The 20,413-nt window shown below is 72.6% G+C and carries 19 protein-coding genes; 7 read left to right on the top strand and 12 right to left on the bottom strand.

Annotated elements, in window-relative coordinates; all coding sequences use genetic code 11:
* Window positions 1-85 precede the first annotated feature (85 nt).
* Window positions 86-859: a hypothetical protein gene (locus GKC29_RS00095; protein ID WP_155328851.1), complete on the bottom strand. Its 774-nt coding sequence runs from the start codon at window positions 857-859 to the stop codon at window positions 86-88.
* Window positions 860-913: 54 nt separating this feature from the next.
* Between GKC29_RS00095 and GKC29_RS00100 the strand changes: the two genes are divergently transcribed.
* Window positions 914-2,059 carry a DNA recombination protein RmuC gene (locus GKC29_RS00100; protein ID WP_155328852.1) on the top strand — a complete coding sequence of 382 codons (1,146 nt, stop codon included), beginning with the start codon at window positions 914-916 and terminating at the stop codon, window positions 2,057-2,059.
* A gap of 175 nt (window positions 2,060-2,234) precedes the next feature.
* Complete coding sequence (locus tag GKC29_RS00105) at window positions 2,235-5,489, top strand: S8 family serine peptidase (RefSeq protein ID WP_155328853.1); 3,255 nt, start codon at window positions 2,235-2,237, stop codon at window positions 5,487-5,489.
* A gap of 108 nt (window positions 5,490-5,597) precedes the next feature.
* Here GKC29_RS00105 and GKC29_RS00110 read toward each other — a convergent pair whose 3' ends face one another.
* Together GKC29_RS00110 and GKC29_RS00115 are read right to left on the bottom strand one after the other, a co-directional pair.
* Window positions 5,598-6,047, bottom strand: a complete 450-nt coding sequence (locus GKC29_RS00110) for a hypothetical protein (RefSeq protein WP_155328854.1) — start codon at window positions 6,045-6,047, stop codon at window positions 5,598-5,600.
* A gap of 39 nt (window positions 6,048-6,086) precedes the next feature.
* Entirely contained in the window at window positions 6,087-7,076 is a 990-nt protein-coding gene (locus GKC29_RS00115; protein WP_155328855.1) for a 4-hydroxy-3-methylbut-2-enyl diphosphate reductase, read from the bottom strand.
* Between the two features lie 225 nt (window positions 7,077-7,301).
* On the opposite strand from GKC29_RS00115, the gene xseA reads away from it, so the two are divergent.
* Both xseA and GKC29_RS00125 read left to right on the top strand, forming a co-directional pair.
* The gene (gene xseA, locus GKC29_RS00120) at window positions 7,302-8,468 is read left to right on the top strand and encodes an exodeoxyribonuclease VII large subunit (RefSeq protein WP_370463378.1); all 1,167 of its coding nucleotides are present in this window, start codon (window positions 7,302-7,304) and stop codon (window positions 8,466-8,468) included.
* A 46-nt stretch (window positions 8,469-8,514) separates the two neighbouring features.
* On the top strand, window positions 8,515-8,730 hold the full coding sequence (locus tag GKC29_RS00125; RefSeq protein WP_155328857.1) for an exodeoxyribonuclease VII small subunit: 216 nt from the start codon (window positions 8,515-8,517) through the stop codon (window positions 8,728-8,730).
* A gap of 133 nt (window positions 8,731-8,863) precedes the next feature.
* Here GKC29_RS00125 and GKC29_RS00130 read toward each other — a convergent pair whose 3' ends face one another.
* From GKC29_RS00130 to GKC29_RS00140, 3 genes are all read right to left on the bottom strand, one after another.
* Window positions 8,864-9,706, bottom strand: coding sequence for a hypothetical protein (locus tag GKC29_RS00130; protein ID WP_155328858.1), 843 nt, complete (start codon window positions 9,704-9,706; stop codon window positions 8,864-8,866).
* A 285-nt stretch (window positions 9,707-9,991) separates the two neighbouring features.
* Window positions 9,992-10,801 (bottom strand): hypothetical protein, encoded by an 810-nt coding sequence (locus GKC29_RS00135; RefSeq protein ID WP_155328859.1) that lies wholly within the window; start codon window positions 10,799-10,801, stop codon window positions 9,992-9,994.
* 95 nt (window positions 10,802-10,896) lie between these two features.
* Complete coding sequence (locus tag GKC29_RS00140) at window positions 10,897-11,610, bottom strand: DUF4245 domain-containing protein (RefSeq protein WP_155328860.1); 714 nt, start codon at window positions 11,608-11,610, stop codon at window positions 10,897-10,899.
* A gap of 157 nt (window positions 11,611-11,767) precedes the next feature.
* On the opposite strand from GKC29_RS00140, the gene glpX reads away from it, so the two are divergent.
* Window positions 11,768-12,799, top strand: coding sequence for a class II fructose-bisphosphatase (glpX, locus tag GKC29_RS00145; protein ID WP_155328861.1), 1,032 nt, complete (start codon window positions 11,768-11,770; stop codon window positions 12,797-12,799).
* The gene (locus GKC29_RS00150) at window positions 12,796-13,749 is read left to right on the top strand and encodes a DMT family transporter (RefSeq protein WP_155328862.1); all 954 of its coding nucleotides are present in this window, start codon (window positions 12,796-12,798) and stop codon (window positions 13,747-13,749) included. Before glpX ends, GKC29_RS00150 begins: the two co-directional genes overlap by 4 nt.
* Before the next feature lie 45 nt (window positions 13,750-13,794).
* Here GKC29_RS00150 and GKC29_RS00155 read toward each other — a convergent pair whose 3' ends face one another.
* Complete coding sequence (locus GKC29_RS00155) at window positions 13,795-14,727, bottom strand: NAD-dependent epimerase/dehydratase family protein (RefSeq protein ID WP_155328863.1); 933 nt, start codon at window positions 14,725-14,727, stop codon at window positions 13,795-13,797.
* A 141-nt stretch (window positions 14,728-14,868) separates the two neighbouring features.
* On the opposite strand from GKC29_RS00155, the gene GKC29_RS00160 reads away from it, so the two are divergent.
* Window positions 14,869-15,561, top strand: a complete 693-nt coding sequence (locus GKC29_RS00160; RefSeq protein WP_155328864.1) for a TetR/AcrR family transcriptional regulator — start codon at window positions 14,869-14,871, stop codon at window positions 15,559-15,561.
* 20 nt (window positions 15,562-15,581) lie between these two features.
* On the opposite strand, the gene GKC29_RS00165 is transcribed toward GKC29_RS00160, so the two are convergent.
* The 5 genes from GKC29_RS00165 to GKC29_RS00185 all read right to left on the bottom strand — a co-directional run bounded on the left by GKC29_RS00165 (window position 15,582) and on the right by GKC29_RS00185 (window position 20,111).
* The gene (locus GKC29_RS00165; RefSeq protein WP_155328865.1) at window positions 15,582-15,785 is read right to left on the bottom strand and encodes a hypothetical protein; all 204 of its coding nucleotides are present in this window, start codon (window positions 15,783-15,785) and stop codon (window positions 15,582-15,584) included.
* A gap of 113 nt (window positions 15,786-15,898) precedes the next feature.
* Entirely contained in the window at window positions 15,899-16,867 is a 969-nt protein-coding gene (locus tag GKC29_RS00170; protein ID WP_155328866.1) for an NAD(P)/FAD-dependent oxidoreductase, read from the bottom strand.
* Between the two features lie 117 nt (window positions 16,868-16,984).
* Complete coding sequence (locus GKC29_RS00175; RefSeq protein WP_155328867.1) at window positions 16,985-17,635, bottom strand: rhomboid family intramembrane serine protease; 651 nt, start codon at window positions 17,633-17,635, stop codon at window positions 16,985-16,987.
* Window positions 17,636-17,744: 109 nt separating this feature from the next.
* Entirely contained in the window at window positions 17,745-18,419 is a 675-nt protein-coding gene (locus GKC29_RS00180; RefSeq protein WP_155328868.1) for a lytic transglycosylase domain-containing protein, read from the bottom strand.
* 279 nt (window positions 18,420-18,698) lie between these two features.
* A complete protein-coding gene (locus GKC29_RS00185; RefSeq protein WP_155328869.1) occupies window positions 18,699-20,111 on the bottom strand; it encodes a PhoH family protein in 1,413 nt (470 codons plus the stop codon).
* Window positions 20,112-20,413: the final 302 nt, after the last annotated feature.

Here is a 20,413-nt window from a genome sequence, read left to right on the forward strand (position 1 = left end):
CCTATTAACGCCTGAGGTAGAGGAGGGGTCCCCTGTTAACAGTCGGCTGTTAACAGGGGACCCCTCCTTACCGCTCGGCGGCGGTTCAGAAGTCGCCGCCGCCGAAATCGTCGCCGCCGCCGAAGTCGCCGGCGCCCGCGCCGCCGCTGCCCTCGCCGCCCACGTCACCGCCGCCCGCAGCGCCGGCGTCGCCCTGGTCGGCCCCGTCCTGGAAGCCCTCCTCGTAGCCGGTGCCGTAGCCGTACCCGGGATCGCCCCACATCGGGGAGAAGAGCGCGTCGGCGATGAGCAGGCCGCCGACCACGCCCGCGCCGGCGCCCAGCGCGGTCTTCCACCACGGCGTCGAGTACCAACCGGCCGGCACCGGCCGGCCCTGGAACCGCCCACCCGGGTAGTAGTAGGGCGTGTCCCGGCTGGGCTGCGGGCCGGCCTTGAAGGTCTGCCCCTGCACGTCCACCTCGCGGTCCCGGGTGAGCTGCCCGGCACCTCTGGCCGCGGCGAGCGGCGGCAGGTCGGGCCCGGGGTCGATGCCCATCGCGGTCCGGGCCGCCCGGATGTACGCCAGTCCCTCCAGCGCCGTCTCCCGGGCGAGCGCGAACTGGTGCGGTGTCCGCGCCTGTTCCAGCTGGGAGCCGGCCGCGTTGTACCGCTCCCCGGCGTCGGCCAGCGCCTGCCGGACCGCGGGTTCCTCCCCGTGGAGGTTCATCAGCTGCCCGCCGAGTCGCTCGTACCAGCGCTGCGCCTCCGCCCGCGCGTCGGCCAGCTCGTCACCGCGGCGCGCGCCCGCCTGGGCACGGGCGACCGCGAAGGCGATCACCGCGCCGAGAGCCACGATGCCGAGGCACAGCAGAAGTTCCATGACGCGTACCTACCCACGCGCGCCCGGTCGTACCCGTTTGGCAAGCTCGGCGGCATGGACTTTCCGACGCTGGCCGTGGTGGTCGTCTGCCTCGCCGCGGGCGGCGCGGTGGGCTGGTACGCCGCCCGCGTCCGGTCCGCCACCGAGATCGCCCGGCTGGAGGCCACGCTCGCGGCCACCCGGGAGGGCGAGGGCCGCCTGGAGCAGTCCATGCGCGCGCTCAGCTACGAGGCCACCGCCCAGTCCCAGGAGGCGGTGGCCCGCGCGGTGGCGCCGCTGCACGAGACCCTCCGGCGGTACGAGCTGCGGGTCGCCGAGCTGGAACGCGACCGGGTCGACGCGTACGCCGAGCTGCGCGAACAGGTCCGCACGATGAGCACGGTCTCCGGTGAGCTGCGCACGGAAACCAAGCAGCTCGTGGCGGCGCTGCGGGCACCCCAGGTGCGCGGCCGGTGGGGCGAGCACCAGCTGCGTCGCATCGTCGAGGCGGCCGGCATGTTGGAGCACTGCGACTTCGCCGAGCAGGTCACCGCCGCGACCGACCATCAGGGGGTCCGACCCGACCTGGTGGTGCGTCTGCACGGCGGCCGGTCGGTGGTGGTCGACGCGAAGGCGCCGTTCGAGGCGTACCTGACCGCGATGGAGGCCCGCGACGAGCGTGGCCGGGACGGCCACCTCGACGCGCACGCGAAGCACCTGCGCGCCCACGTGGACGCGCTGGCGGCCAAGACGTACTGGGCGGCGTTCGACCAGGCACCCGAGTTCGTGGTGCTGTTCGTGCCGGCCGACCCGTTCCTCGACGTCGCGTTGCAGCGCGACCCGACGCTGCTGGAGCACGCGTTCGCCCGCAACGTGGTGCTCGCGACCCCCGCCACCCTGGTCGCGCTGCTGCGCACGGTCGCCTACTCGTGGCGACAGGAGGCGTTGGCCCGCAACGCGGTGGCGGTGCATTCCCTGGCCCGCGAGCTGTACGGGCGGCTGTCCACCCTGGGCGACCACGTCGGGAAGCTGGGGGCGTCGCTCGGTGGGGCGGTCACCGCGTACAACCGTGCGGTGGGTTCGCTGGAGGCGCGCGTGCTGGTCAGTGCCCGTAAGCTCGCCGAGTTGGGCGTGTCCGACGACGAGCTGGCGGCGCCGGCTCAGGTCGAGGTCACTCCACGTCAGCCCCAGGCGCCGGAGCTGCTGGAGCCGGGCGCCTGAGTGGACGTTCACCGTCCGTCCACATCAAGCGGTGGATGTGACAATGCGTGTCCACGCATGTCACGAGATGGTCACAACGAACTGGCTGGTAGTGACACCGGACGTCGATACCGCGAAGGATTTCGCTCACGCGTGCCCTGCATCTGAGGGCCCTGTTCTCTGGAGGAAAGAGAACGTGAGCAAACCCCGAAATCTGAGCCGGCGTACCTCCGCCGCGCTCTTCGCGTCGGTCATCGCGGCCAGTGCCGTGACCGTCGCGGGCGGCGCCGCCACCGCGAGCGCCGCACCGGCCGCACCCGACGCGACCCCCGTCGAGGTGCTGGGCGCCCACGACGCCAAGCTGCTCGCGGAGGCAGAGGCGGAGAAGGCCCCCACCGTCACCCTGATCGTGGCGACGGAGAAGGGCGAGGCCAAGGACGTCGCCGACGACCTGAAGGGTCTCGGCGCCGCGGTAACCGAGCGGTACGACACGATCGGGTACGTCCTGGCGAAGGTCCCCACCGACAAGGTGGTCAAGGCCGCCACGCTGCCCGGCGTCTCCGGTGTCGACCTGGACGAGACGATCCAGCGTCCCGAGCCGAGTCCGGAAGCCGCACCTTCCGGCCAGAAGGCGGCCAAGCAGGGCGCGACGCTGAGCGGCCCCGGCGCCGACACCCGTGCCGCCAACCCCTACATGCCGACCAACGAGATCGGCGCCGTGCGGTTCGTCTCGCAGCACCCGGAGTGGGACGGGCGCGGTGTGACGATCGGCATCATGGACTCCGGTGTGGACCTGGACCACCCGGCGCTTCAGCAGACCACCACCGGCGAGCGCAAGATCGTCGACTGGATCACCGCGACGGATCCGTTCGAGGACGCCACGTGGCGACCGATGATCACCGAGGTGACCGGCCCGTCCTTCAGTGCGGCCGGTGCCACCTGGACGGCTCCGGCGGGCACCTACCGCTTCAACACCTTCCGCGAGTCGATCACGGCGGCCAGCGAGCCGGGCGGCGACGTCAACCGCGACGGCGACCAGACCGACGTGTTCGGCGTGCTCTACAACCCGACCACCCACGACATCTGGGTGGACGCCGACCTCGACCGGGACTTCACCGACGAGGCCGCGATGCGGCCGTACAAGGAGAAGTTCGACGTCGGGCACTTCGGCACCGACAACCCGTCGACCGCGGTCCGCGAACAGATGCCGTTCGTGGTCGAGTACCGCGAGGACGTCGACACCGCGCCGGTGGGCGGTCCCGGCCTGGTCGACTACGTCAACATCGGCATCGTCGAGGACGCGCACGGCAGCCACGTCGCCGGCATCACCGCCGCCAACGACATGCTCGGCAACGACGCGTTCGACGGCGCCGCGCCCGGTGCGAAGCTGGTCTCCGCCCGCGCCTGCACGTGGGGCGGCGGCTGCACCTACGCCGCCCTCACCACCGGAATGGCGGACCTGGTCATCAACCGTGGCGTCGATGTCATCAACATGTCGATCGGCGGCCTGCCCGCGCTGAACGACGGCAACAACGCCCGCGCCGAGCTGTACAACAACCTGATCAACACGTACGGCGTGCAGATGTTCATCTCGGCCGGCAACTCCGGCCCGGGCCTGAACACCATCGGCGACCCGTCGGTGTCGGCCAACGTGGTCAGCGTCGCGGCCAGCATCAGCAAGGACACCTGGCTGGCGAACTACGGCTCGGTGGTGCGGACGAAGAACGCCCTGTTCAACTTCTCCTCGCGCGGTCCGCGTGAGGACGGCGGGGTCAAGCCCACCATCGCCGCGCCGGGTTCCGCGATCTCCACGATCCCGGTCTGGCAGGCCGGCGCGCCGGTCGCCGAGGCCGGTTACGCCCTCCCGCCGGGCTACGGCATGTTCAACGGCACCTCGATGGCCTCCCCGCAGGCCGCCGGCGGCGCCGCGCTGCTGCTGTCGGCCGCACGCGCGACCGACAAGGGCGTCACCCCGGCGATGCTGCGCCGGGCGCTCGTCAGCTCGGCCAAGCCGATCAAGGGCGTCCCGACGTACGGTCAGGGCTTCGGCATGTTCGACGTGCCGGGTGCCTGGAAGCTGCTGCGCCAGGGCGTCGAGACCCGCTCGTACACGTCGGAGGCGCCGGTCTGCACCGTGCTCTCCGAGCAGCTCGCCAACCCGAACCGGGGCACCGGCCTGTACAACCGGTGCGCCTCCGCGGAGGGTGGCCACCGGATCGGCCAGACCAAGACCTACCAGGTCAAGCTCACCCGGACCAGCGGCCCGGCCGGCAGCGTCAAGCACACCATCGGGCTGCGCGGCAACGACGGCACCTTCAAGGCACCGAAGACCGTCTCGCTGCCGCTGAACAAGACCGTCACCGTCACCGTCACCGCCAAGCCGGGTGCCGGTGCGCACGGGGCGATCATGACGGTGGACGACCCGGCCACCAACACGATCGACTTCGAGGTCTCCCTCGTGGTCGTCGCGTCCACCGACACCCGGAAGCCGAACTTCTCGTTCTCGGCCGAGGGCTCGGTGGACCGGAACGGCTTCACGTCGTACTTCGTGACCGTGCCGCCGGGGGCCGGCGCGCTCCAGGTGAACCTCGCCGGCATCGCCACCGGCTCGCAGACGCGGTTCATCGCGTTCAACCCGTACGGCGTTCCGGTGGAGAGCACCTCCAGCCTGGCCTGCTACACCAACTTCTCCGACGCCAACGCCTGCAAGCCGCAGGAGCGGGACTACCAGAACCCGATCCCGGGCATCTGGGAGATCGAGGTGGAGTCGCGTCGTACCTCGCCGTCGCTGAACAACCCGTTCCAGCTCACGGCGCGGATCCAGGGCGTCGCGGTCGAGCCGGCCGTGGTCGAGCTGCCGTCGGTCGAGGCCGGTGCGGCGACCCCGGTCACCTGGGGCCTGACCAACACCTTCGGCCCGGTCACCGTGACCGGCCAGGGCGGCCCGCTCTCCAGCGTCAACACCGAGCGGCCGACCATCGCCGAGGGCGCCTCGCAGGAGTTCCTCGTCGAGGTGCCGGCCGGGGCGACGCAGTTCACGGCCCGGATCGGCAACCCGGCCAACGCCGCCGCCGACCTGGACCTGTACGTGTTCCTCGGCGCTACCCGGGTCGGCTTCGCCGCCGACGGTGACTCCGAGGAGGCGGTCACCCTCACCAATCCGACGGCGGGCACCTACCGGGTGGTCGTCGAGGGGTACGCGGTGGACGGTGCCGGCGGAAGCACGGCGTACGACTACCGGGACTCGTTCTCCGCCCCGGCGCTCGGCACCCTGTCGGCGTCGTCGGCCCCGCTCACCCTGGCGCACGGCGCCACCGGTTCCCTCACGGGTACGGTGACCGCCCAGTCCACCCCGGCCGCCGGCCGGGAGCTGCACGGTGAGCTGGCCGTGGTGACGTCGGAGGGCGCGGTCGTCGGCCGCGGCGCCGTCGCCATCGGCGCGGTGAACTGACCCTTCCGTAACACGGCAGGAGCCCGTCCCCGGTTCGCCGGGGGCGGGCTCCTGTCACGTGTCGCGAGGTCTCGGAAGCCCCGGAGGGCCTCCTCGGCGTCCGGCGCGTCAGCCCCGCCGGGAGGCGGTCTCCACCAGGAAGGGGATGCCCTGCTGGCAGGTGGTCATCATGTCCGGCTGGATCTTCCCGGTCACCGTCACCGTGGCGCCGGCGGTCAGCACGTCGCGCGGGCCGCCGATCAGCAGGTACCCGTCGAGCAGCAGGCAGCCGGGCTCGACACCGGACTCGACCTTCCCGGTCAATGTGGCGGCCCCGACCGGCGGTGGCTTGGTCGGCCCGCCCGGCTGCTTGGGGCTGACCGTCGGCACCGGCTGCGTGGGGGCGGCCGGCGAGGTCGGCGGGACGGCGCCGGGGGTGGTCGGCTCCGGGATCGGCGAGTCGGTCACGGGCGATGCTCCCGTCGGGGTGGGGGTGCCGTCGCCCGTACCCTGGCCGCCGCAGGCGCCGAGCGCCAGGCAGACGGCCAGCGCCGGGACGGCGAGCCGAAGGGTCCTCATACCGGTATCTGACGTACCGGCGGCCGCCGGCGTTCCACGCTAACCCCGGGCCGCCGCGGCGGCCTTCATGTCCCGCTTGAGTTCCTGCGGCAGGGAGAAGGTCAGCCGCTCGTTGGCGGTCACGACCTCCTCGACGTCGGCGAAGCCGCGCGCGGCGAGGTGGGCCAGCACGTCCTGGACCAGCTCCTCGGGAACGCTGGCGCCCGAGGTCAGGCCGACCGTCGTCGCGCCCTCCAGCCAGGCGTCGTCGATCTCGTGCGCGAAGTCGACCAGGTGACCGGCGCGGGCGCCGGCGTCGAGGGCCACCTCGACCAGGCGGACCGAGTTGGAGGAGTTCTTCGAGCCGACGACGATCACGACGTCGCAGTCCGGCGCGATCTCCTTGACCACGTGCTGCCGGTTGCTGGTCGCGTAGCAGATGTCGTCGCTCGGCGGGGACTGGAGCATCGGCAGCCGCTTCTTCAGGCGCGCCACCGTCTCCATCGTCTCGTCCACCGACAGCGTGGTCTGCGAGAGCCAGACGACCTTGTTCGGGTCGCGGACGGTGATTCGGTCGGCGCCCTCCGGCCCGTCGACCAGCTGGATGTGCTCGGGGGCCTCACCGGAGGTGCCGACGACCTCCTCGTGCCCCTCGTGGCCGATCAGCAGGATGTCGTAGTCCTCGGCGGCGAACCGCTTCGCCTCCTGGTGCACCTTGGTGACCAGGGGACACGTCGCGTCGATCGCCTTCAGCGAGCGCGCCTTCGCCTGTTCGTACACCTCGGGGGCGACGCCGTGGGCGGAGAAGATGACGGTGGCGCCCTCCGGCACCTCCTCGTTCTCCTCCACGAAGATCGCGCCCTGGGCCTCCAGGGTGCGGACCACGTGCTTGTTGTGCACGATCTGCTTGCGCACGTAGATCGGCGCGCCGTAGAGCTTAAGCGCCTCCTCGACGGTCTGCACCGCCCGGTCGACGCCCGCGCAGTAGCCGCGGGGCTTCGCCAGGATCACGCGCTTGCCGGTCCGGGACGTCGCTTCAGCCTCAGTCACCCGCCCATCGTACGTGCCGGCTTCTCCACCGGCAGCGCCTGCGACCCGTACCACAGCCCCCTGCCCGACCCTTTGATCATGAAGTTGACGGGTGGTTCGATCTTTTCGGCACCCGTCAACCTCATGATCGACGCGGGCGTGGTCGGGGGTGGGAACTAGGGTGGGCGGGTGGGTACGGGAGCGGAGATCCCGCGGAGCAGCTCCGAGGAGCCGTGGCCGGTCCGGGTGGTCAGCCAGAAGATCGGCGCGTGGATCGCGCGGCTGGGCTGGGTGTGGGTGGACGGGCAGGTCGCGCAGATCAGCCGCCGCCCCGGCGCCACCACCGTCTTCCTCACCCTGCGGGACCCGTCCGCCGACCTCAGCCTGACCGTCACCACCAACCGGGACGTGCTGGACTCCGGCGCGCCGGAGCTGCGCGAGGGCGCCCGCGTGGTGCTGCACGCCAAGCCCGAGTTCTACGCGGCCCGGGGCACCCTGAGCCTGCGCGCCGACGAGATCCGTCAGGTGGGCCTCGGCGAGCTGCTGGCCCGGCTGGAGAAGCTGAAGAAGCTGCTGGCCGCCGAGGGCCTCTTCGACCGGGCGCGCAAGCGCCGCCCGCCGTTCCTGCCCAACCGGATCGGGCTGATCACCGGGCGGGCGAGCGCCGCCGAGCGCGACGTGCTGACCAACGCCCGCCGGCGCTGGCCGGCGGTGGCGTTCCGCACCGTCAACGTGGCCGTGCAGGGGCCGAGCGCCGTGCCGCAGATCGTCGACGCGCTCAAGGTGCTGGACGCCGACCCGAGCATCGACGTGATCGTCATCGCCCGGGGCGGCGGCAGCATCGAGGACCTGCTCCCCTTCTCCGACGAGGCGCTGTGCCGGGCCGTGTTCGCCTGCCGTACGCCGGTCGTCAGCGCGATCGGCCACGAGACCGACGCGCCGCTGCTCGACTACGTCGCCGACGTCCGCGCGTCCACCCCGACCGACGCGGCCAAGCGCGTGGTTCCCGACCTCGCCGAGGAGGTCCGCCTCATCGGGCAGGCCCGGTCCCGGCTGGAGCGGGCGGTCCGCAACCTCGTCGACCGGGAGTCGCACCGCCTCGACCTGCTCCGGTCGCGGCCGGTGCTGGCCCGGCCGCAGGTGATGGTCGAGCAGCGGGCGACCGACGTGACCGGGCTGCGCCAGCGGGCTCTGCGCTGCCTCGACCACCGGCTGGCCGCCGCCGACGACGACCTGCGGCACACGCTGGCCCGCCTGCGCGCCCTGTCCCCCGCCGCCACCCTCGACCGCGGGTACGCCATCGTGCAGCGCGCCGACGGCCACGTCGTCCGCGCGGCGTCCGAGGTCGCCAAGGGGGATCCGCTTCGGGTACGCCTCGCCGACGGCGAGCTGGCCGCGACCGTGGACGGCTGACACCGTCCGTCCGGCGGTGTCCGCCGGGTGTGATGGGATGGGGTCGATGAGCGAGGAAACCAAGGACGAGCGGCTCAGCTACGAGCAGGCCCGCGCCGAGCTGGCGTCGGTGGTCGAGCGGCTGGAGGCCGGCGGCACCACGCTGGAGGAGTCGCTGGCGCTCTGGGAGCGCGGCGAGAAGCTGGCCGGCGTCTGCCAGGCGTGGCTGGACGGCGCCCGCGCCCGCCTCGACGCCGCCCGCCAGGAGGCCGCCGAGTCCTGACCGCCCCGGTCGCCAGATCCCGGGAAGGATCCGCCCCCCGGAGGGGCCGCATTCCTGCAAAACCCACGAGGCGGCGGCGGGGCCGCCGGAGTGCGTCCCGGCGCGGGCGGCCGGAGGCCGCCCGCGCCGCCCGTCACGTGAACAGGTTGTAGAACTCGGCGGGCGCCTCGACCACCTGGTCGGCCGGCGGCTGCTGGGCCGGCGTGGCGTTGCCGTAGTCGGAGTACGCCATCCGGATCTCCTGCGCGGCCGACTGGCCGGCGGCCGGGATCTGAAGGACCAGTTCACTGAGCCGGCCCTGCAGGTCCAGCTTGGCGGTGAAGGGCACCGTACGCGCCTGCGGACCGAGCGCGGTGATCACGGCGGGGTCGACCGACCCGGCGTCGGCGGCCTTCGACGCGTCCAGCGTGCCGGCGTACGTGCCCTCGCCGGTCTTCCGTACCTCGGTGATGCCCTGCGTGAGCACCGTGCTGCCGGCCGGGTCGACCTGGTCGAAGTCGAAGCCCAGGTTCCGGTTCCCCTGGATCCGGGACTGGTCGAGGTGCTGGTACTTGCCGAGGTTGAGCTTCTGCACGCCGGGCACGCTGCTGGCGGTCCGGCCGCCGAGATCCAGCTTCACCCAGCTGTCCGGCTTGATGTGGACGAGGTCGAGGGTCATCGACAGGTCGTCGGTCGGCTTGCCGAGCACCACCTTCATCTGCGCGCTCTGGCTGGGCTCGTGCACCTGCCCCTCGGCGGTGGACCCGCTACCGGACATGGTGAAGCGGAAGTTGCCGTTGCTGATCTCCCGCGTCGAGTCCAGCAGCGCCTGCTTGGCGTCGGCGGGGACGCCGGTGGCGGGAGCCGGTCCGGACGCGGTGGCCGTCGGCGTGCCGGACGAGCCGCCCTGCGGGGTCCCGTCGGCGTTGCAGGCGGCGAGACCGGGTGCGAACAACGCGGCGGCCATCAGGCCGGCGCTCAGACGTCGAACAGTCATGCGTGTCTCCAGGTGGGTCACCCGGCACGCCTCGCGGCGGCCGGTACCGGGCGGCGCGCGCCACCGCCGGCCGCGCCGCGCGAGCCACGTCCGGCTGCCGGAGCCGGCCAGGTCGCACCCCTGTCTGTTCCCTGCCGTCGCGTCACGCAATCACCGGCGTCTCCGGATCCCCGCCCGGACGACCCGGCCGCAGAACGCGGAACGGGCCTGCGCCGGCGTCCGCGGTGACGTCGACACAGGCCCGAGCAGGGCGTCGGAAAGTAGCCCCTCGTCCGTCGGATCGGTCTAGCTGAGCATCTCGTAGGTCGACTCGGGAGCCTCGACGACCTGGTTCGCCGGCGGCTTCTGCGCGCCCTTGGCGGCGCCGTAGTCGGCGTAGGTGACCTTGATGTCGTGCGCCTTGGTGTCGCCGGCGGCGGGCACGGAGATGACCAGCTCGGTGAGCCGGCCCTCGGTGTCCAGCTTCGCGGTGAACGGCAGCGCCTTGGCCTGGTCACCCAGGGCCTTCAGCACATCGGCGTCCAGGGCTTCCGCATCGGTGGCGGCGGTGGCGTCCAGCTTGCCGGCGTACGCGCCCTCGCCGGTCTTCTGCACGTCGGTCACCGCCTTGAACAGCACGTCGGCGCCGGCCGGGTCGACGTCCTCCAGGTCGAAGGCGAGCGCCTCGGAGTCCTTGATGCGGGACCGGTCGAGGTGCTGGTACTTGTCCTGCTGGGCGGTCATCTGCGGGGGAAGGCTCTCGGCCAGCGCGCCGAGATCGAGCTTCATCCAGCTGTCCGACTGGATGTAGATCAACTCCATGGACATCCCGGCCGCTTCGGAGTCCTCGTCGAAGGTCACGGTGAACTGAGCGCTGTTGCTGGGCTTGTGCACCAGGCCCTGCCCGGTCAGCCCGTCGCCGGTGAGCGTGAAGTTGAAGTTGCCCTTCTCGATCTCCTTGGTCGAGGCGAGGAGCGCCTCCTTCGGGTCGGCCGGCACGACCGGGCTCGCGCCGCTGGTCGGCTCGGTGGAGCCGGAGTTGCAGGCGGCCAGGCCGGGAACGAAAAGGGTGGCGGCGAGGACGCCGACGGTCCACCGTCGAATGTTCACAATCATCTCTCTTCGAAACAGGACGGCACCCGGCGGGACGAATCCGCCGGGCATCGAGCCGAGGCAGATTAGCCGATCTTCCCGACCCGTGGGGGGCACGCTCAGCTCAGCGACCCGGCCAGCGCCCGTAGCTCGTTGTCCCGCGCGTCACCGACGACGATCACCGTACGGGCCGGTTCCAGCAGCACCAGCGCCTGCTCGTTGCCCCGGGCCGTGTACCGCTGCCAGGTACGCCCCCCGAGGTCGGTCTGCCCCTGAGGTTGGCCCTGGTCGGTCAGCTCGGCGGGCAGCAGCCGCTCCGCCGGCACGTTGCTCTGCACCACCTGGACGCCCCGGCCCTCCGGCGTCAGGTACCCCAGGCGCAGCGTCGCACCGCCCTCGACCTGCTGGAAGGAGGCGTTGACCGGGCGCCACCCCTCGCCCAGGCCCTCCGGTTGGCTGACCGGGAAGGCGTTCGCCGCCCGCGCCGAGGCGAGCGCGGGTGCCGGGTCGACCACGGTGGGCTGGTCGCCGCCGAGGAAACCCCGGTAGAAGGCGAGCAGCAGGGCGATGGGGATCAGCAGCACGAGCAGCGAGATCGCCATGTCCTTCGGTGAGCGCTCCGAGCGACGCACGTCCGCGGCGGGTGGCGGGGCCGGAAGCTCCCCGGTCTCCGCCGCGCCCACGGTGGGCGGCGTCGCCGGGGCACCGACGGGCTCCACCAGGGCCGGCTCCCCCGGGGGTACGGCTCCGGCGGACGCGGGGTCGACCGGCGGCTGGCCCTCCGGCGGAGTGCGGTCGGCGGGTACGCGGTCGGCAGGCTGTGCGGGTTCCACCCCGACATCTTCGCAGCCGCCCGACGAGACGTATCCAACCCATCACCGCCCCGCCACCACACGCCACCCGGGATCGTGTGAGGATCAGCCACAAAGCCGGCAGCGGCGACGCCGCGCCCTGCCGGTCCACCCCGCACCGTCGCGAGGAGGAGCCGTCATGACGAACACCAGGACGCGGACCCCACAGGACCTCGACCGCAACCTCGCCCTCGACCTGGTCCGGGTCACCGAGGCCGCAGCGATGGCCGCCGGCCGCTGGGTCGGCCGGGGCGACAAGGAGGGCGGCGACGGGGCCGCCGTCGACGCCATGCGCAAGCTGATCAACTCGATCCCGATGCGCGGCGTCGTGGTGATCGGCGAGGGCGAGAAGGACAACGCCCCGATGCTCTTCAACGGCGAGGAGGTCGGTGACGGCACCGGCCCGGAGGTCGACGTGGCGGTCGACCCGATCGACGGCACCACGCTGATGAGCAAGGGCATGCCGAACGCCCTCGCCGTGCTGGCGGTGGCCGAGCGCGGCGCGATGTTCGACCCCAGCGCCGTCTTCTACATGGAGAAGCTCGCGGTCGGCCCGGTCTACGCCGACGTGGTGGACATCAACGCCGGCGTCGCGGACAACCTGCGGCGCATCGCCAAGGTCAAGGGCACGGACGTCTCCGAGGTCACGGTCTGCGTCCTGGACCGGTCCCGCCACGACAACCTGGTCGCCCAGATCCGGCGCACCGGGGCGGGCATCCGCTTCATCTCCGACGGTGACATCGCGGGCGCCATCGCCGCCGCCCGGGGCGAATCCGACGTCGACGTGCTGATGGGCATCGGCGGCACGCCCGAGGGGATCACCGCCGCCTGCGCCCTCAAGTGCATGGGCGGCGCCATGCAGGCCAAGCTGTGGCCGCGCGACGACGAGGAGCGGGAGAAGGCGATCGCGGCCGGGCACGACCTGGACCGCGTGCTCACCACCGACGACCTGGTGACCGGCGACAACTGCTTCTTCGTCGCCACCGGGGTCACCTCCGGCGACCTGCTGCGCGGCGTGCGGTACAAGGCGGGCGGGGCGTACACGCAGTCGATCGTGATGCGATCCAAGAGCGGCACGATCCGGGTGATCGACTCGTACCACCGGCTGGAGAAGTTGGCGCTGTACTCGGCGGTGGACTTCGACGGCCGTCCCCTGGCCGAGCAGGAGTGAGTTCCGCCGGGACGCTGGTCCGGCCGACCCCGTCGGCGACCCGCCGGATCACCGGCGTGGGCCTCGCGACCGCCTCCGGGCTGGCCGTGGCCGTGCAGTCCCGGATCAACGGTGAGTTGGGCGTACGCCTGGCCGACGGGATCGCCGCGGCGGTGATCTCGTTCGGCGGGGGCCTGCTGGTGCTGCTGGTGCTTGTCCCCGCCACCCCGCGCGGGCGGCGGGGCCTGGCCGCCCTGCGCGGGGCGCTGGCGGCACGGACGTTGCGTCCGTGGCAGTGCCTCGGCGGGGTGTGCGGGGCGTTCCTGGTGGCGACGCAGGGCCTCACGATCGGCACCCTGGGCGTCGCCGTCTTCACCGTGGCGGTGGTCGCCGGCCAGTCCGGCAGCAGCCTCGCGGTCGACCGGGCCGGCATCGGCCCGACCGGCCGGCAGCCGCTGACCGCCCGACGCCTGGCCGGGGCGGGGCTCACGGTGGTCGCGGTCGTGCTGGCGGTCGGCGACCGGATCGGCGACCCGGACGCCCTGGCGCTGGCCCTGCTGCCGCTGCTCGCCGGGGTGGGCATCGCCTGGCAGCAGGCGGTCAACGGGCGGGTCGGCCGGGCGGCCGGCAGCGCGTTGACCGCCACCCTGGTCAACTTCACCGTCGGCACGGTGGCCCTGTTGGTCGTGTTCGCGGTCGACGTGGCGGTACGCGGCCGTCCCGCCGGTGCGCTGCCCACCGAGCCGTGGCTGTACCTGGGTGGCCTGATCGGGATCGTCTTCATCGCGATCGCCGCCGCCATCGTCCGCTTCACCGGTGTCCTGCTGCTCGGCCTGGCCACCATCGCCGGCCAGGTGATCGGTGCGGTCGCGCTGGACCTGGTCCTGCCCACCGCGGCCTCGCAACCCGGCCCGGCCACCCTGCTCGGTGCGGCGCTGGCCCTGCTCGCCGTGCTCGTCGCCGCGCGGTAAGGAAGGGCCCCTTATTAACGCCTCGTGTAGTAAAAGGGTCCCTTCCTAACGCTTGGCGGCGCCCGCCCGCAGCGCACCGATCGTCTCGGCGAGCGCCTCGTCGAGCGGGGTCGGCGCGATCCCGAGCGCCCGCTCGGCGGCCGTCGAGTCCATCAGGTACGGGCGGTCGAACTGGTACGCCGTCTCCCGCAGTTCCCGGGCGAACGGGTTGACCAGTCCGCCCAGCCACACCGCCGCGTACGGCAGGCGGGTCATTCTCGGCGCGGGTACGCCGGCCAGGGTCGCGGCGCGGGTGGCCAGGTCGCGCACGGTCACCGCGGGCGGGCTCGGCACGTGCCACGCCCGCCCCCAGGCCCGCTCGCTTGTGGCGGCGGCGACCACGGTGCGGGCCACGTCGCCCACGTACGTGAACGTGTGCGGGGCGTCGACGTCGGCCGGGACGACCACCCGGCGGCCGGCGAGCACGGCCGGCAGCACCATCGTGGTGAGGGATGTGGTGCCGGCGCCGAGGTAGTCGGAGCCGCGGACCTCGGTCACCCGGACCCGGCCCGCCTGGTGGGCGGCCAGCGCGTCGGCCCACATGCGGTTGCGGACCCGCCCCTTGGTGCCGGTCGCCGCGAGCGGGGTGGCCTCGGTCATCGGCGCGTCGACCGGTCCGTACCCGTAGAGGTTGCCGACTGTGGCGAGCACGGCGCCGGTGCGCTCGGCGGCGTTGAGCAGGGCGGCGGCGAGCGGCGGCCAGTCGACCGGCCACCGGTGGTACGCGGGGTTGGCGCAGTTGTACAGGGCGGCGGCGCCCGTGGTCAGGGCGGTGAGGCGGTCGGCGTCGGTGGCGTCGGCGGCGACCCGCTCGACGGCCGGGTGGTCGGGGCCGGCGCCCCGGCGGCTCACCACCCGCACCCGCTCGCCGCGCTCGGCGAGCAGGCGGGCGGTGGCGGTGCCGACGGGTCCGGCGCCGACGATCACGTGGAGCGACATCAGAGGTCACCTTTCGAATCGGGGATCCAATCCGAGAGCACTGCTCTCGGCGGCGTGTCCAGCATGCCGGACCCGCGCGACTCCGTCAAGAGCAGTGCTCTCGGTTTTGATTGGCGCTCTCACTCGTGGCAGAGTGGGCCCATGGTCGCCAACACCTTCCGGGCCCGGGTGCGCGCCGGGATGATCGAGGAGATCAAGTCCGTGGCCCGCCGCCACCTGGCCACCGACGGGGCCAACCTGTCGCTGCGCGCGGTCGCCCGGGACCTCGGCATGGTCTCGTCCGCGATCTACCGTTACTTCCCGAGCCGCGACGACCTGCTCACCGCGCTCATCCTCGAGGCGTACGACGCGCTCGGCGACGCGGTCGAGGCGGCGGACGCCGCCGCCGACCCGACCGACCTGCGCGGCCGCTGGCACGGGGTGTGCCGGGCGGCCCGGGGCTGGGCGCTCGCCCACCCGGCCGAGTACGCGCTGCTCTACGGCAGCCCGGTCCCCGGCTACACGGCGCCCGACGACACAATCGAGCCCGCGCAGCGCCCTCCGCTGACGCTGGTCGGCATCCTGCGGGACGGCCTGGCCGCCGGGCAGCTCACCCCGCCGCCGACCGACGAGCTGCCCGAGCCGGTCCGTGCCGACCTGGCCGAGATCGCGGCGGCGTACTTCCCGGGAATGCCGGAGGCGCTGCTCGCCCGGGGGATGGCCGGGTGGACGCAGCTCTTCGGGCTGATCAGTTTCGAACTGTTCGGTCGGATCAACCGCGCCCTGCCCCACCGCGACGAGTACTTCGACCACCAGATTGCCCTGATGGCCGACCTGATCGGCCTGCCGGCCTGAGCCCCGTCCGGTCTAGTCCGTCAGGCCTGCCCGGCCGGGTGCGACGGGTCCGCCGCGTGGGGCCGCGCCGGATCGGCCAGCCGGGCCGCCCATTCGGCGGTGTCGTTCTCCCAGTCGACGTGGAGCGAACCCACCCGCTCCCACCGGCCGTCCGGGTGTCGGAACGCGAACCCGTCCCGGCCGTTGGCGCCGAGGACGCCGTGGCCGCCCTCGGCGCCGAACACGACCAGTTCCGGCGAGGAGAAGTGCCGGTCGACGTCCCCGGGCTCCGGGTACCGGCCGGCCAGCGCCTCCCGCTGCAGTGACGGGTCTCATTCCGGCCACGACCGGGCGAAGATCAGGTGCCGTCGGAGGAGTGCCCGGGGAAGAGGTGGGCGCTCGGGTCGATCACCACGGCCGCGTTGTTCACCGCCGTGGCGGCCTCTCCGAAGCCGGTGGCGATCAGCCGGACCTTGCCCGGGTACTCGGTGATGTCGCCGGCGGCGAACACCCGGGGCAGGTTGGTGGCCATCGTGCTGTCGACCACGACGTGCCGGCGGTTCAGGCGGAGCCCCCACTCGGCCAGCGGCCCGAGGTTGGCGGTGAAACCCAGCGCCGCGACGACGGTGTCGACCGGCAGCACCTCCGCCGCGCCGCCCCGGACGGTGATCTCGGCGCCGGTCACCGTGCCGTCCCCGTGCAGCCTCGTCACCTCGGCGTTGACGATCACCCGAACCGGCATGCCGAGTACGCGGGCGACGGTGGCGGCGTGCGCCCGGAACTTCTCCCGGCGGTGGACGAGGGTCACCGAGCGGGCCAGCGGCTGAAGCGTCAGTGCCCAGTCGAAGGCGGAGTCGCCCCCGCCGACGATGAGGACGTCCTGGTCGGCGAGGTCGGCCGGCTGCGGTACGAAGTAGACGATCCCGCCGCCGACGAAGTGCTCCGCGACCGGCAGCGGCCGGGGCGTGAAGCTGCCCAGGCCACCGGTGATGAGGACGGCTCCGCAGGCCAGTTGCTCGCCCCCGGCGAGACCGAGCACCGGCCGGCCGTCGGCGTACGAGAGCTTCTCCGCCCGGGTGCCGAGCAGGTAGCGCGGCCCGAAGGGGGCGGCCTGGGCGACCAGGTTGGCCACCAGGTCCCGCCCCTTGACAGCGGGGAACCCGGCGACGTCGAGGATCAGCTTCTCCGGGTACATCGCGGTGATCTGGCCGCCGGGCTCCGGCAGTGCGTCGATCACCGCGACCGAGAGCCCCCGGAACCCGGCGTAGTACGCCGCGAAGAGGCCGGCGGGCCCGGCTCCGATCACCGCGACATCGACCTCGCGCATGGGCGTACCGTCGCTTTCCGCTCACGGATCAACGGGTGCTGATCTCTCGACGGTAGAGGCGGCGCGACGGTCAGGCAAGGGTGTCCCAGGTGCGGCGGCGCGTCGCGTCGCCGCAGCTCAGGGCAGGGTGAGCGTCGACTCGGAGTGGTACGGACCGAGGTCCGGCCGGCGACGCCGGAAAATGATCGCGGCGACGATCCCGCCGAGCAGCCCGAAGAGGTGGCCCTGCCAGGAGATGCGCTCGTCGGTGGGGAGGATGCCGACGAGCTGCCAGCCGTAGAGCAGGCCGACGAGGAGGAAGACCGCGAAGTTCCACCAGCTCCGCTCGACGATGCCACGGGTGAGCAGGATGCCGAGGTAGCCGAAGATGACGCCGCTCGCGCCGACCACCACCGAGTTGGACGAGCCGGTGAACCAGACGCCGAGGCCGCTCACCAGCACGATGATCAGGGTGGACCAGAGGAAGCGGCGGGCGCCGGCGGCGAGCACGAAGGTGCCGAGCAGGATCAGCGGGATGCTGTTGCTGTAGAGGTGGTCGAAGCCGTGGTGCAGGAACGGTGAGAAGAAGACCCCGTCGAGGCCGTCGATCCGCTTCGGGATGATGCCGGCCGCCGGGTCGAGCCCGAACGCCAGGCCCTGGTCGACGGCCTCGATGAGGAACAGGAACGGCACCACCGCGCACATGGCGACGAAGGCCCGGCCGAGCGCGGCGTAGAACGCCTCGGTGCCGAACCGGTGGGGGTCGCCGCTTCCCGGAAGGAGGGTCACCTGTCAACAGCTATCAGGTGACGGCCACAGCCGCCACCCGAGCGGGTGTCCGACGGCGGAAACACCGGTGGCGGGATGTGGTCGACCACACCCCGCCACCGGTGACCGGTCAGTACCAGCCCACGTCCTGGGAGTGGGCCCACGCCCCGCACGGGGTGTCGTACCGGCCCTTGATGTATCCGAGGCCCCACTTGATCTGGGTGGCCGGGTTGGTCTGCCAGTCGTCCGCCACCGAGCCCATCTTGCTGCCGGGCAGCGCCTGCGGGATGCCGTACGCCCCGGACGAGGGGTTGCGGGCCTTGTGGTTCCAGCCGCTCTCCTTGTCCCAGAGCTTGTTCAGGCAGGGAAACTGGTCGATCCCGAAGCCCGCGTCGATCATCAACGCGCAACCGATCTTCCGGTTTCCGCTGAACTCCTCGCAGGAGGACGGGATCGGTCCGTCGTACGGCTTGCTCTCGGCGGCCTTCGTCTCGGCGGCGGCCTTGGCGGCGGCCTCGCGGGCCTTCTTCCGCGACGCCGCGGCGGCCTCCGCCCGGCGCTTCCGCTCGGCGACCGCCTCGGCGGCCGCGGCCGCCCGCAGCTTCTCCTGGTACTCGGTGGTCCGCTCCTTCGCGGAGTGCACCTGGCGGGCCTGCTGCAGCGCGGCCTGTTCGACCGCGACGCCGACCTGCGCGCTCTGGCCCTGATCCCGGTCGCCGCCCAGGTAGAAGCCACCGGCGACGCCCACGGAGAGCAGCGCGACAGCGGCCGTACGGGCGCCCAACCGGCTCCACAGCCGACTCACGAAGTGGTCCCTTCGTCGGGTGCAAGGACACGACGCGTACCGCACCACGGATGGGCGGGGATCCGCGCCGCGAGCGCCCCGACCCAACGGTCGCGGTCGACCCACCCCGGGGTCGTCGACGTCGTCCCGCCGGAGCGGGCGAACGATCACCGACGATCTTCGTGGTGCGCGAGCGCTCGTGGGACACCATCGCGCACAGTGAGGCTGATGGGAAACCACCAGGCCCGATTGTGACTTGTGCCACACAGATTATGTGGACAAAGATACCGAAATCGGACGTCAGAGCGGGTTGTCCTCCAGAAGATCCGTCACCATGGCGGCGATCGGCGACCGCTCCGATCGGCTGAGCGTGACATGCGCGAAGAGCGGATGGCCCTTCAGCGCCTCGATCACCGCGGTCACCCCGTCGTGCCGTCCGACCCGAAGGTTGTCCCGCTGGGCCACGTCGTGGGTCAGCACGACACGGGATCCTTGGCCGATGCGGGACAGCACCGTCAACAGCACGCCCCGCTCCAGCGACTGCGCCTCGTCCACGATGACGAAGGCGTCGTGCAGGCTGCGCCCCCGGATGTGGGTCAACGGCAGCACCTCCAGCAGCCCGCGGGAGGTGACCTCGTCGAGGACGTTCTCGTGGACCACGGCGCCGAGGGTGTCGAACACCGCCTGCGCCCACGGCGACATCTTCTCCGACTCCGAACCCGGCAGGTAGCCGAGCTCCTGCCCGCCGACGGCGTACAGCGGGCGGAACACGACCACCTTCCTGTGCCGGCGGCGCTCCATCACCGCCTCCAGGCCGGCGCAGAGCGCCAGGGCGGACTTGCCGGTGCCGGCCCGGCCGCCGAGCGACACGATGCCCACCGAGTCGTCCAGCAGCAGGTCGAGCGCGATGCGCTGCTCCGCGGAGCGGCCGTGCAGGCCGAACGCCTCGCGGTCCCCCCGGACCAGCCGGACGGTCTTGTCGGGCAGCACCCGGCCGAGCGCCGAGCCCCGGGTCGAGTGCAGCACCAGACCGGTGTGACAGGGCAGCCCGGCCGCCTCGTCCACGTCCAGCGACTCGCCCGCGTACAGGCGGCTGATCTGGTCCTCGGTCAGCTCCAGCTCGGACATCCCCGTCCAGGTGGGGTCGCTGGCCTGGCCGTGCCGGTACTCGTCGGCGCGCAGGCCCACCGACGCCGCCTTGACGCGCAGGGGCATGTCCTTGCTGACCAGCGTGACCGCACGTCCCTCGGCGGCGAGGTTCAACGCCACGGAGAGGATGCGGGCGTCGTTGGACTCGGTGCGGAAGCCCGGAGGCAGTACCCCGTCGTCGCTGTGGTTCAGCTCGACGCGCAGCGTGCCGCCGTGGTCGTTGGCCGGCACCGGTCGGTCCAGCCGGCCATGCCGCACGCGCAGCTCGTCCAGCAGTCGCAGCGACTGGCGCGCGAACCAGCCCAGCTCCGGGTGGTGTCGCTTGCCTTCCAGTTCGGAGATGACCACCAGCGGAAGCACCACCTCGTGCTCGGCGAACCGGTGGAACGCCGCCGGGTCGGAGAGCAGCACCGAGGTGTCCAGGACGAACGCCTGGCCGGATGGTCGGGGCTCCTCGTTGCCGGCCGGGACGGCCGCGGGGCGGCGGCTCCGGGTGGCGCGGCGGGTCGTGGCAGTCGCGGCCGGGGTCTGGTCGGCACCGGCGGTCGTACGGCGAGTCGTCACAGGCCTGCTCCGGCGGATGGGCACCCGGCCACCCGCGTTCCGCCTCCTCCGGTGCCCGGGGACACGGGGTCGGATGCGGGCCCCGTGCGCGAGGTCGCAGATCCGGGCTTGCCGGCTGGCCCGGGACAACCCCGCGCCATGCCTAGACGCTAGCGGCGCCGGACCGTCCCGGCTAGAGGGCCACGTGGATCTTCCACCGACCGGGGGGGTGAACAGGATCGGCACCCGAGGGCCGCCAACGCGCCGAGCCGGACCGGGGCGGGTAGCGCCGGCCACGCGGCGGAACCGGCCGGGATGCATGC

The sequence above is a fragment of the Micromonospora sp. WMMC415 genome (genome assembly GCF_009707425.1).
Classification (GTDB): domain Bacteria; phylum Actinomycetota; class Actinomycetes; order Mycobacteriales; family Micromonosporaceae; genus Micromonospora.

What these genes read in the sequence shown, in the direction of transcription:
- glpX (WP_155328861.1), top strand. Translation starts at nt 11,768, where the DNA reads ATGACGAACACCAGGACGCGGACCCCACAGGACCTCGACCGCAACCTC.
- GKC29_RS00130 (WP_155328858.1), bottom strand. Translation starts at nt 9,706, where the DNA reads ATGACTGTTCGACGTCTGAGCGCCGGCCTGATGGCCGCCGCGTTGTTC.
- GKC29_RS00125 (WP_155328857.1), top strand. Translation starts at nt 8,515, where the DNA reads ATGAGCGAGGAAACCAAGGACGAGCGGCTCAGCTACGAGCAGGCCCGC.
- GKC29_RS00095 (WP_155328851.1), bottom strand. Translation starts at nt 859, where the DNA reads ATGGAACTTCTGCTGTGCCTCGGCATCGTGGCTCTCGGCGCGGTGATC.
- GKC29_RS00135 (WP_155328859.1), bottom strand. Translation starts at nt 10,801, where the DNA reads ATGATTGTGAACATTCGACGGTGGACCGTCGGCGTCCTCGCCGCCACC.
- GKC29_RS00110 (WP_155328854.1), bottom strand. Translation starts at nt 6,047, where the DNA reads ATGAGGACCCTTCGGCTCGCCGTCCCGGCGCTGGCCGTCTGCCTGGCG.
- GKC29_RS00160 (WP_155328864.1), top strand. Translation starts at nt 14,869, where the DNA reads ATGGTCGCCAACACCTTCCGGGCCCGGGTGCGCGCCGGGATGATCGAG.
- GKC29_RS00170 (WP_155328866.1), bottom strand. Translation starts at nt 16,867, where the DNA reads ATGCGCGAGGTCGATGTCGCGGTGATCGGAGCCGGGCCCGCCGGCCTC.
- GKC29_RS00155 (WP_155328863.1), bottom strand. Translation starts at nt 14,727, where the DNA reads ATGTCGCTCCACGTGATCGTCGGCGCCGGACCCGTCGGCACCGCCACC.
- GKC29_RS00100 (WP_155328852.1), top strand. Translation starts at nt 914, where the DNA reads ATGGACTTTCCGACGCTGGCCGTGGTGGTCGTCTGCCTCGCCGCGGGC.